Source organism: Pseudomonas sp. CYM-20-01 (genome assembly GCF_023169845.1).
GTDB classification, from domain to species: Bacteria; Pseudomonadota; Gammaproteobacteria; order Pseudomonadales; family Pseudomonadaceae; genus Aquipseudomonas; species Aquipseudomonas azotoformans.
Map to the genome: position 1 here is coordinate 533,558 of NZ_AP025169.1, position 12,000 is coordinate 545,557.

Annotated in this window: 7 protein-coding genes; all 7 read left to right on the top strand. The window is 63.1% G+C overall.

The features are described from left to right. The first annotated feature begins 116 nt into the window (after positions 1-116). From bcsQ to M2497_RS02425, 7 genes are read left to right on the top strand one after another with little or no spacing between them, the layout of a single operon-like run. On the top strand, positions 117-1,082 hold the full coding sequence (gene bcsQ, locus M2497_RS02395) for a cellulose biosynthesis protein BcsQ (RefSeq protein WP_348984775.1): 966 nt from the start codon (positions 117-119) through the stop codon (positions 1,080-1,082). Beyond that, a complete protein-coding gene (bcsA, locus tag M2497_RS02400) occupies positions 1,079-3,298 on the top strand; it encodes a UDP-forming cellulose synthase catalytic subunit (RefSeq protein WP_071497033.1) in 2,220 nt (739 codons plus the stop codon). Before bcsQ ends, bcsA begins: the two co-directional genes overlap by 4 nt. Beyond that, positions 3,295-5,568: a cellulose biosynthesis cyclic di-GMP-binding regulatory protein BcsB gene (gene bcsB, locus M2497_RS02405; protein ID WP_248485705.1), complete on the top strand. Its 2,274-nt coding sequence runs from the start codon at positions 3,295-3,297 to the stop codon at positions 5,566-5,568. The genes bcsA and bcsB overlap by 4 nt, the downstream gene beginning before the upstream one ends. Beyond that, positions 5,565-6,761: a cellulose synthase complex periplasmic endoglucanase BcsZ gene (gene bcsZ, locus M2497_RS02410; protein ID WP_248485706.1), complete on the top strand. Its 1,197-nt coding sequence runs from the start codon at positions 5,565-5,567 to the stop codon at positions 6,759-6,761. Before bcsB ends, bcsZ begins: the two co-directional genes overlap by 4 nt. Next, positions 6,743-10,642 (top strand): cellulose biosynthesis protein BcsC, encoded by a 3,900-nt coding sequence (locus tag M2497_RS02415; RefSeq protein ID WP_248485707.1) that lies wholly within the window; start codon positions 6,743-6,745, stop codon positions 10,640-10,642. The genes bcsZ and M2497_RS02415 overlap by 19 nt, the downstream gene beginning before the upstream one ends. Before the next feature lie 16 nt (positions 10,643-10,658). Beyond that, positions 10,659-11,321, top strand: a complete 663-nt coding sequence (locus M2497_RS02420; RefSeq protein WP_071497037.1) for an SGNH/GDSL hydrolase family protein — start codon at positions 10,659-10,661, stop codon at positions 11,319-11,321. Then, the gene (locus M2497_RS02425; RefSeq protein WP_248485708.1) at positions 11,321-11,986 is read left to right on the top strand and encodes an alginate O-acetyltransferase AlgF; all 666 of its coding nucleotides are present in this window, start codon (positions 11,321-11,323) and stop codon (positions 11,984-11,986) included. The genes M2497_RS02420 and M2497_RS02425 overlap by 1 nt, the downstream gene beginning before the upstream one ends. Positions 11,987-12,000: the final 14 nt, after the last annotated feature.

The window sequence follows — 12,000 nt, forward strand, 5'->3', positions numbered from 1 at the left end:
TTTTTATCGCCTTTATAAAGCGCAAATCAGGTGGGGAGGGGCAGTGAGTGAGTCGGGCAGATGACATTTCAAAGCTATTCAACAAGCTCGGTGCCAACCCGAGTGGCTATCGTGAGATCGACTTTGTCCACGAGTTCATCGAGGACGAAGTCGAGGTCCTGGAAGCTCCCGCAGTCACTCCAGCCCCGCTTGAGATCGAAGCCCCCTCGGCGCCTCTGCTGCGCTTGCTGGAGGAACTGAGCCAAGGCGAAGCCGACCACCTGCAGCCGCCCGAAGTGGTGGAAGGGCGGGACGGCCAGGTGTACTCCGAGCAATCGAGCCCGAAAGTCGTGGTGTTGGTCTCGGTCAAGGGCGGCGTCGGTCGCAGCACCCTCACGGCTGCGCTTGCCAGTGGCTTGCAGCGCCAGGGCCGCCCGGCACTGGCCCTGGACCTGGACCCGCAAAACGCCCTGCGCCACCACCTGTGCCTGGGGCTCGACATGCCCGGCGTTGGCGCCACCAGCTTGCGCAACGAAGGCTGGGAAGCCCTGCCCGAACGTGGTTTTGCCGGTTGCCGACTGGTGGCATTCGGCGCCACTGACCACGAGCAACAGCACAGCCTCAATCGCTGGTTGGGCCAGGACAGCGAGTGGCTCGGCAAGCGCCTGTCCGGTCTCAAGTTGAACGGCCAGGACACCGTGATCATCGACGTCCCCGCCGGCAATACGGTCTACCTCAGCCAGGCCATGTCGGTCGCCGACGCGGTGCTGGTGGTGGTACAGCCGGACGTGGCCTCGTTCAGCATCCTCGACCAGATGGACAGCATCCTGGCTCCGCACCTCCAGCGCGCCAAACCGCCACAACGCTTCTACGTGATCAACCAGCTGGACGGTGCCCACCGCTTCAGCCTGGACATGGCCGAGGTGTTCAAGACCCGCCTGGGTGCTGCGCTGTTGGGGACGGTCCACCGCGACCCCACGTTCAGCGAAGCCCAGGCCTACGGGCGTGATCCCCTCGACCCAACCGTCAACAGTATCGGCAGCCAGGACGTCCACGCCCTGTGCCGCACCTTGCTCGAACGCATCGACTCGGACCTTCCATGACCGACACTACGTCCTCCACGCCCTTCGTCGAAGGGCGCGCCGAACAGCGCCTCAATGGCGCCATCGCGCGCTTCAACCGGTGGCCTGCGGCGCTGCGTACGGTACTGGTTGTCGCCAGTTGCGTGCTCGGTGCCCTGCTGTTGATGGGCATTATCAGCGCGCCGCTCGACCTCTACAGCCAATGCCTGTTCGCCGGCGTGTGCTTCCTCGCCGTGCTGGTGTTGCGCAAGATCCCGGGGCGCCTGGCGATCCTCGCGTTGGTGGTGCTGTCGCTGGTGGCGTCGTTGCGCTACATGTTCTGGCGCCTCACCTCCACCCTCGGCTTTGAAACCTGGGTCGACATGTTCTTCGGCTACGGCCTGGTCGCGGCCGAGTTCTACGCCATGGTCGTGCTCATCTTCGGCTACGTGCAAACCGCCTGGCCGCTGCGCCGCACGCCGGTATGGCTCAAGACCGAGCCGGAGGAATGGCCGACGGTCGACGTGTTCATCCCCACCTATAACGAAGCGCTGAGCATCGTAAAGCTGACCATTTTCGCCGCCCAGGCGATGGACTGGCCCAAGGACAAGCTGCGCGTCCACGTACTCGATGACGGCCGCCGCGACGACTTCCGCGACTTCTGCCGCAAGGTCGGGGTGAACTACATCCGCCGCGACAACAACTTCCACGCCAAGGCCGGTAACCTCAACGAAGCGTTGAAAGTCACCGACGGCGAATACATCGCGCTGTTCGACGCCGACCACGTGCCGACGCGTTCCTTCCTGCAAGTGAGCCTGGGCTGGTTCCTCAAGGACCCGAAGCTGGCGATGCTGCAAACGCCGCACTTCTTCTTTTCGCCGGACCCGTTCGAAAAGAACCTCGACACCTTCCGCGCCGTGCCCAACGAGGGTGAGCTGTTCTACGGCCTGGTGCAGGACGGCAACGACCTGTGGAACGCCACGTTCTTCTGCGGCTCCTGCGCCGTCATCCGCCGTGAGCCGCTGCTGGAAATCGGCGGCGTGGCCATCGAGACGGTGACCGAAGACGCCCACACCGCGCTCAAGCTCAACCGCCTGGGCTACAACACCGCCTACCTGGCCATCCCGCAAGCCGCGGGCCTGGCCACCGAAAGCCTGTCGCGCCACATCAACCAGCGGATTCGCTGGGCGCGGGGCATGGCGCAGATTTTCCGCACCGACAACCCACTGCTCGGCAAAGGCCTGAAGTGGGGCCAGCGCATCTGCTACGCCAACGCCATGCTGCACTTCTTTTATGGGTTGCCGCGCCTGGTGTTTCTCACTGCGCCGCTGGCCTACCTGGTGTTCGGCGCCGAGATTTTCCACGCCTCGGCGCTGATGATCGTCGCCTACGTGCTGCCGCACCTGGTGCACTCCAGCCTGACCAACTCACGGATTCAGGGGCGTTTCCGTCACTCGTTCTGGAACGAGGTGTACGAGACCGTACTGGCCTGGTACATCCTGCCGCCGGTGCTGGTCGCGCTGGTCAACCCCAAGGCCGGTGGCTTCAACGTCACCGACAAGGGCGGGATCATCGACAAGCAGTTCTTCGACTGGAAGCTGGCGCGCCCGTATCTGGTGCTGCTGCTGGTGAACCTGGTGGGCCTGGGCTTTGGTGTGCATCAACTGGTGTACGGCGAGGAAAGCACCGCCGTCACCGTCGCCATCAACATGACCTGGACCCTCTACAACCTGATCATCACCAGCGCTGCCGTGGCGGTGGCCTCCGAGACGCGCCAAGTGCGCTCCGAGCCGCGTGTGAGTGCGAAGCTGCCGGTGAGTATTATTTGTTCCGACGGTCGTGTGCTTCACGGGATCACCCAGGACTTCTCGCAGAATGGCTTCGGCCTGATCCTCGATGATGGTCACTCCATCACCCAAGGCGAGCGGGTGAAACTGGTGTTGTCGCGCAACGGTCAGGACAACCTGTTCCAGGCGCGGGTGGCGTTCAGCAAAGGTACACAGATTGGTGCGCAGTTCGAGTCATTGACCCTGCGCGAGCAAAGCGAACTGGTGCGCCTGACGTTCTCACGTGCCGACACCTGGGCCGCCAGCTGGGGCGCCGGCCAGCCGGACACACCGCTGGCAGCCTTGCGTGAAGTCGGCGGTATCGGCATCGGCGGTCTGTTCACGCTGTGCCGCGCCACCCTGCATGAATTACGTATGGCCCTGCGCCGCACGCCCTCACAACCGCTTGATACGTTGATGGACAAGCCATGACCTCCACAGCTTTTTTCGCGCGCGCTCATTTGCGCGCCGCACATGCGTTGCTGATCGCTTCGCTGCTGGGCCTGAGCCCACTGCTGCAAGCGGCCGACAAGGCAGTGATTGCTCCTGCTGCCGTGCAAGGTGCCGAGAACGGCTACAGCCTGACGCTCAAGCAACTGGGGCGTCGCGACAGCATGAACCTGCAGGGTGTGGAGTCATCTGACAGCGTCAACTTCGACATCCGTGCTGACCAGGTCGTGACGGGCGCCCAACTGTTGCTCAACTACAGCTATTCGCCGGCGCTGCTGGCGGAGCTGTCGCAGATCAACGTGCTGGTCAACGACGAAGTCGCCGCCAGCCTGCCGTTGCCAAAAGAGGGCGCCGGCACCCCGCAACAGGCCGTCGTGCAAATTGCGCCGCACCTGATCACCGAGTTCAACCGCCTGCGCTTGCAGTTCATCGGTCACTACACCATGTCCTGCGAGGACCCGCTGCACAGCAGCCTCTGGGCTAAAATCAGCAACACCAGCGAGCTGAAAGTGCAGGTCTCGCCGATCCTGTTGAAAGACGATCTGTCGGTGCTGCCGCTGCCGTTCTTCGATAAGCGTGATGCGCGCCAGGTCAACCTGCCGTTCGTGTTCGCAACCGCACCGGATAACGCCACGCTGGAAGCGGCGGCGACGTTGTCATCGTGGTTCGGCGCAATGGCCAGCTACCGTGGCGCTACTTTCCCCGCTGCCTACGGCACGATCCCGGCCAAGGGCAACGCCATTGTGCTGGTGCTCAGCCCGAATGCGGTCGACGTCAATGGCGTGAAAGTGGCGCAAGCCAGCGGGCCGACCCTGAGCCTGATCGCCAACCCCAACGACCCCCAGGGCAAGTTGCTGATCGTGTCGGGGCGCGACGGCGCCGAACTCAAGCGCGCCGCCACGGCGGTGGCGCTGGGCAACCCGGTGCTTGCCGGCAACAGCGTGGTCATCGACAAACTTGAAAGCCTGGCTCCGCGCCGCCCCTATGACGCGCCGAACTGGGTGCCCAGTGATCGCCCGGTACGTCTGGGCGAACTGGTCGAGCTGAAAAAGCTCAGCGTCGCGGGCTACAACCCGGGCGCCATCAACGTCGACTTCCGCCTGCCGCCCGACCTGTTCAACTGGCGTGAAGAAGGCGTGCCGCTGCACCTCAAGTACCGCTACACGCCGCAGCAAGTGTCGACCAATTCGTCATTGCTGGTGGGGCTGGATGACCAGTTCATGAAGTCGATGCCACTGCCGTCGATCACCAGCCTGGCAGACGGCAAGACCCTGTTGAGCATGATGCAGAAAGACAACACGCTGCCGCGCGAAGCCACGGTGTTGCTGCCGATCAGCTCGGCGTCGCCGATGTCCAAGCTGCAGCTGCGCTTTATGTACGACTACATCAAGGAAGGCGAATGCCGCGACATCATCGTCGATAACATGCGCGGTACCATCGACCCGGATTCGAGCCTGGACATCAGCGGCTACCAACACTTCATCGCCATGCCGAACCTGGGCGTGTTCAACGATGCCGGTTTCCCGTTCACCCGCCTGGCGGACCTGTCCGAGTCGGCCGTGGTGTTGCCTGACACCTTTGGCACCGACGAGTTGAGTGCCTACTTGACCATCCTGGGCCGCTTCGGCGAGTCCACCGGTTACCCGGCGACCGCCGTCAAAGTGGTGCAAGCCAAGGACGTGCAAAGTGTGGCTGACAAAGACCTGCTGGTGATCGCCACCGGTGCCGACCAGCCCTTGTTCAAGCAATGGCAGCAGTACCTGCCGGCGACGGTCGATGGCCCGCAGCAGCACTTCAAACTGTCGGACCTGCCGCGCTACGTCAGCAACTGGGTCAGCCCGGACGCCGAAGCCAACAAGCACGCGGCCAACGCCGCCATCAGCTTCAACAGCTTGAGCACCAGCACGTGGTTTGCCGGTTTCGAGTCGCCGCTCAAGGTCGGGCGCAGTGTGGTGCTGATCTCCAGTTCCAGGCCCGAAGGCCTGCAAGCCGCGACCGCTGTGCTGATTGGCGGCGATCAATATAAAGAAACCATCCAGGGCAGCCTGGCGGTGGTGCAGGGCACGCAGGTCAGCTCACTGGTGGCTGACCAGCAGTACTACGTGGGCAAACTGGGCTGGTTCAAGTCGGTGCAATGGCAACTGTCGCAAAACCTGGGTTGGATGTTGTTGTTCACCTTCCTGGGCCTGGCGATTGTCACCTGCCTGATCTACCTGTCCTTGCGTGCCCGTGCAAAACGGCGGTTGGCATGATGCGTCCAGCCGCTTGGGCCTGGGTGGGCGCCGCGATGTTTGCGGGGGCAGCCCAGGCCCAGACGTGTGATGCGCAATGGCCGCTGTGGCAGAACTATGCCACGCGCTTTGTGCAGGATGACGGGCGGGTGTTGAACTCGTCCCTGAACCCCAGCGAGAGCAATTCCGAAGGCCAGTCCTACGCCATGTTCTTTGCCCTGGTCGGCAACGATCGCGCGCGCTTCGACAAGCTGTGGACGTGGACCAAGTCCAACATGGCCGGCAATGACCTCAGCCACAACCTGTTCGCCTGGCTGTGGGGCAAGAACAAAGATGGCCAGTGGGGCGTGATCGATGCCAACTCCGCCAGCGATGCCGATCTGTGGATCGCCTATGCGTTGCTCGAAGCTGCGCGCATCTGGAATGTGCCGCAGTACCGTGCCGACGCGCAATTGGTGTTGGCCAATGTGGAAAAGACCCTGATCGTACGTGTACCGGGCCTGGGCAAGATGCTGTTGCCGGGGCCTGTGGGCTATTCGTATCCGGGTGGTTTGTGGCGCTTCAATCCCAGCTATCAAGTGTTGGCGCAATTGCGCCGCTTCCACAAAGAGCGCCCGAACGGCGGCTGGAATGATGTGGCCGACAGCAACGCGAAGATGCTGGCCGACCCCCAAAGCAACCCTCATGGCTTTGCCGCCAACTGGGTGGGCTACCGCGCCACCAGTATCAATACCGGCGTGTTTGTGGTTGACCCGTACTCTGACGATCTGGGCAGTTACGACGCTATCCGCACCTACCTGTGGGCCGGGATGACGGCGAAGAGCGACCCCCTCGCGGCGCCGATGCTCAAGGCGTTGGGTGGGCTGTCACGGGCGACGGCTGCGTCGGTCAATGGCCTACCGCCGGAGAAGGTCCATGTGCTCACCGGCGAAGTCGAGAAGAACAATGGCTACTCGCCGCTGGGGTTCTCGGCGTCGGCCATGGTGTTCTTCCAGGCACGGGGCGAGACCGCCCTGGCGCAACTGCAAAAGCACAAGCTCGACGACGTGTTGGGCAAGGCCATGGCCCCCGACGCGCCCGATACCGCGCAGCCGGTTTATTACGACTACATGCTTAGCCTGTTCGGCAAAGGTTTTGCCGATCAAAAGTACCGTTTCGAGCAAGACGGTACGGTCACATTATTCTGGGAGGGCGCATGCGCCGCCACACGCTAGCCCTTGCGATATTGGCCACCCTGGCGTCCAGCGCCAGCCTGGCTGCAACCAGCGACCCACAAGCCTTGCTGATCGAGCAGGGTAACTATTGGCAGTCGAAGAAAAACCCCGAGCGCGCCCTGGAAAGCTGGCAGAAACTGCTCAGCCTGAGCCCCGAGCAGCCGGACGCGCTGTATGGCATCGGCCTGATCCAGGTGCAACAGCAGCACCCGGAAGAGGCGCAGAAATACCTGGCCCGTCTGCGTGCAATTTCGCCCCTGCCGCGCCAGGCCTTGCAGCTTGAACAAGACATTGCCGTCAACACCCCCACCAACGCCAAGTTGCTGGAGCAAGCCCGTGAGCTGGGTGAGCCGGTTGAAGATCGCGAAAAAGCCGTGGCGCTGTACCGCCAGATTTTCCAGGGGCGCCAGCCTCAGGGCCTGATCGCGCGTGAGTATTACAACGCCTTGGCGTTCACCCCCAAGGGCACGGCCGAAGGTATCGCCGGCCTGCAACGTGTCACGCGTGAGCGCCCGAATGATTCGATCGCCGCGCTGTTCCTGGCCCGGCACTTGGCGCGTAACCCGTCCACCCGCGTCGAAGGTATTCGTGCGATGGAGCGCCTGTCGACCGACAACGACGTGGGCGGCGCCGCCGATGAAGGCTGGCGTTTTGCACTGGTGTGGCTCGGTGCACCGAACCGTGACCAGGTGCCGTTGTTCCAGCAGTTCCTGGCCAAGCATCCGGATGACACTGAGATCCGTGCGCTGATGAACAAAGGCATTGCCCAGAGCAAGGGCGATGGCGGCTGGCAGCGTGATCCCAAGTTGGTCAAAGCGTTCAAGGCGCTGGACGACGGTGACCTGAAAACCGCCGAGCCGCTGTTGGCGGCGCGCCTCGCGGAAAAGCCCAACGATGTCGATGCCCTCGGTGGCATGGGCGTGGTGCGCCAGCAGCAACAGCGCTTCAGCGAGGCGGAGCATTACCTCGGGCAAGCCACACGCCTGCCTGGCGGCGCTGCCTGGCAAAAGGCCCTGAACGAAGTGCGCTACTGGAGCCTGCTCAACCAGGCACGCGACGCGCAAACTGCCGGCCGTAGCAGCCAAGCCCTTGACCTGGCGGCCCAAGCCGAGCGCTTGAACCCGAGTCGCGCCGACGCCGCCGTGGCCCTGGCCGGCTTCCAGGCCCAGGACAATCAGTTCGACGCCGCTGAAGCCACGTACCGCAAAGTGCTGGCGCGCAACCCTGGCGACCCGGATGCCTTGAATGGCCTGATCGGCGTGCTGTCCCAATCGGGTCGCCCGGACGAAGCGTTGAAGCTGATCGATTCGGTGTCGCCGGCCGACCGTGCCAAGTTCTCCTCGACGGCCAAGATCAAAGCCATGCGCGCCACCCAGTTGGGCAAGTTGGCCGATCAGCGCGGCGACTTGAAAGCCGCCCAGGCGGCGTATCAGCAAGCGCTTGATGCCGATCCGGAAAACCCCTGGACACGTTTCGCCCTTGCGCGGGTCTACCTGCGGGATGGCCAGATCCGCAACGCCCGCGCCTTGATCGATGGCCTGCTCAAAAGCCAGCCGAACCAGCCGGATGCGCTGTACACCAGCACCTTGCTGTCGGTTGAGCTGGGCGAGTGGAAGGCGGCCGACGCCACCTTGTCACGCATTCCGGTCGGCCAGCGCACGGCGGATATGAATGAGTTGGCGAGCGATATCGCCCTGCACAAACAGACGGACATCGCTGTCGAAACCGCGCGCCGTGGTCAGCGTCCCGAGGCCTTGGCCTTGCTCGGTCGCAGTGCCGCGCTGGCCGGTAAAAAACCGGAACGCCTGGCGGTGCTGGCGTCTGCCTATGTCGATGTGGGCGCACCGGAAGAAGGCCTGCAGATCATGCAAGGCGTGCTGGAAAAGACTCCGAACCCGACCGCCGACCAAAAGCTGCTCTACGCCAGCGTATTGCTCAAGGCCAATCACTACACCGAAGCCGGCGATATCCTGCGTGAGTTGCAGGGCCAACCCCTGAGCGACGCCGGACGCCAGCGCTACGAAGACCTGATCTTTCAATACCGGGTCAAGCAAGCCGACGCATTGCGTGAGAAGAACGACCTGGTGGCGGCGTACGACATGCTCTCGCCAGCCCTGGCCCAGCGACCTAACGACACGTCGGCCATTGGTGCACTGGCGCGCATGTACGCTGCGGGCGGCGATGGCAAAAAAGCCATGGACCTCTACCGGCCGCTGGTCCAGCAAAACCCGGGTAACGCTCAGTTGCAACTGGGTCTGGCGGACATCGCCTTGAAGGGGGGCGACCGTGGCCTGGCGCAATCGGCTGCCGACAAGGCATTGACCCTGGAACCTACGAGTGCCGAAGTGCTGACGTCGGCTGCGGGTATCTACCGTGGCCTGGGTCGCAATAACGAAGCCACTGAATTGCTGCGTCGCGCGCTGGCTATCGAAAGCACCCAGCGTGCCCAGGCGCGCTCGGCCCTGGCAGACGCCCAGGGCGTGGCCTACAACCCCTTCGTCGGCTTGCCTGGCCAGCGTCGGCAGATTACCGACCTGGCGGTGGATCGCGGCACCGTGCCGCCGCCCATCGATGCGCCGGCCAACGTGATGCCGGCGCCGGTCGCGGCCACGGTTCCGGCAAACGCCATGGCAAGCAACGGCTATGCGCCGTCGAACAACTTGAGTGATCCGTTTGTGCCGCCAACGCGGATTGCCGCGCTGGACAACCCGACCTTGAGCCCTGCGCAACGGGCCCTCGATTCGATGCTGCGTGACCGTAGCGGTTACCTGGTCCAGGGCCTGAGCGTGCGCAGCAACAACGGTGAAAGTGGCTTGAGCAAAATTACCCAGGTGGACACGCCGTTCGAAGCACGCATGCCGGTGGGCGACATGAACGTGGCGTTGCGTGTGACGCCGGTGAGTTTGAGTTCGGGGACGGTCAAAGCCATTTCGGCCGCGCGTTTTGGTGGTGGCAAAGGTACCGATGATTCCAAGCGAGAGAACGGGGTCGGCCTGGCTGTTGCCGTTGAGGACCCGGCGCAAGGCGTCAAGGCTGACATCGGCGTGAGCCCACTGGGCTTTACCTACAACACAGTGGTCGGTGGTGTGAGTGTGTCGCGACCGTTTACCGAAGGCGGCAACCTGCGCTATGGCGTCAATGTTTCACGGCGTCCGGTGACAGACAGCGTGACCTCGTTTGCCGGTTCGACCGCCAGGATCACTGAGGCTGATGGCCAGGTCCACGATAAGAAGTGGGGCGGCGTCACCGCTAACGGCGGGCGTGCCGAGCTGAGCTACGACGACCAAGAGGTGGGTGCCTATGGCTATGCGTCATTGCACAAGTTGCTTGGCAATCATGTCGAGGATAACACCCGTATGGAGTTGGGCAGCGGCGTCTACTGGTACCTGCGCAACACGCCGACCGACACCCTCACCCTGGGCGTCAGCGGCATGGCCATGGGCTTCAAGGACAACCAGGGTTTCTACACCTATGGGCAGGGCGGCTATTTCAGCCCGCAACGCTTCTTCTCCCTTGCCGTACCAGTCCGATGGGCACAGAGCTTCGACCGTTTCAGCTATGAGTTGAAAAGTTCGGTGGGCGTGCAATATATCGCGCAAGATGGCGCCGATTATTTCCCGAAAGACAGCGATCTTCAGGAACGCGCTACGGGTACCAAAAAATACGACAGCAGCAGCAAGACCGGCATCGGCTACAGCCTCAACGCGGCTGCTGAATACCGTCTTTCTTCACGCTTTTATCTGGGTGGCGAAGTCGGTGTCGACAACGCCCAGGATTATCGCCAGTACGTCGGCAACGCGTACCTGCGCTACCTGTTTGAAGACCTGAGCGGGCCTATGCCGCTGCCGGTCAGCCCTTACCGTTCCCCGTATTCGAATTGATTGATAGGAGTCATCCATGCCTGTTTCCGCAATTGCCGGCCTGACCCTGCTGGTACTCGGCGAAAGCCACCTGAGCTTCCCGGACCATTTGCTCGATCCGCTGCAAGCCAACCTGACGGCGCAAGGCGCCAAGGTCCACACCATCGGCGCCTGCGGTGCCGGCGCGGCCGATTGGATCGTGCCGAAGAAAGTCGACTGCGGCGCCGAAAACCTGCCGGGCGCCAAGCCACAGGTGTTCGGCAAGAACGCCATGAGTACCACGCCGGTCAAGGACCTCATCGCCAAAGACAAACCCGACCTCGTGGTGATCATCATTGGCGACACCATGGCCTCCTACCCGGACCCGCAGTTTCCGAAAGTCTGGGCCTGGAAAAGCGTGACGTCGCTGACCAAGGCCATCAGCGAAACCGGCACCAAGTGCGTGTGGGTCGGCCCGGCCTGGGGCAAGGTCGGCAGCCTGTACAAGAAGGATGATGCGCGCACCAAGCTGATGTCGTCGTTCCTGGCGACCAACGTGGCGCCGTGCACCTACATCGACTCGCTGACCTTCTCCAAGCCAGGCGAATGGATCACCACCGACGGCCAGCACTTCACCATCGACGGCTACCAGAAGTGGGCCAAGGCCATCGGCGGCGCGCTGTCGGCATTGCCGGCGGATGCTGTGAAGGGAGCCAAGTGATGAAGCGCATTTCCCTGGGCCTGGCGACCTTGCTCGCCAGCGTCAGCGCATATAGCGCCGACATCCCGTTGTACCCCACCGGGCCGGAAAAAGACTCGGCGTTCCTGCGCTTTGCCAACGGCACCAGCAGCGAGTTGAAGCTGGTGGCCGAAGGGTCCAAGGCCAGCCTGGTACTGGGTGGCGACAAACTTGTCTCCGACTACCTGCCCGTGTCGGGCGGCAGCGCGCCGATCAAAGGCGTGTTGAGCCAGGGCGGCAAAAACGCTGATTTGGCTGTCACTGTCGCCCCAGGCGAGTTCGCTACGGTGATCGCGGTGGCCGATGCCAAGGGTGGTATTCGCCAACTGGTGATTCATGAGCAGCCGGACGACTTCAACGCGCTGAAAGCCTCGCTGGCCTTCGTCAATGCCGACGCCGCGTGTGCCGACGCCAGCCTGGAAGCCGTGGCGCAAAAGGTCGAGCTGTTCAAGAACGCCGCCGAAGGTTCGGTGCAGCGTCGCATGATCAACCCGGTGGAACTGTCGGTGCAGCTCAAGTGCGCCGGTGCGCCCACCGGTCAACCGTTGACCTTCGCCCTCAAGGCCGGCGAGCGCTACAGCGTGCTGGCATTGCCAGCGGCTGGCGGTACCCGGTTGTTGTTCGCGCCTGACACGCTCGCTAACTGATCGGGCCCGACACC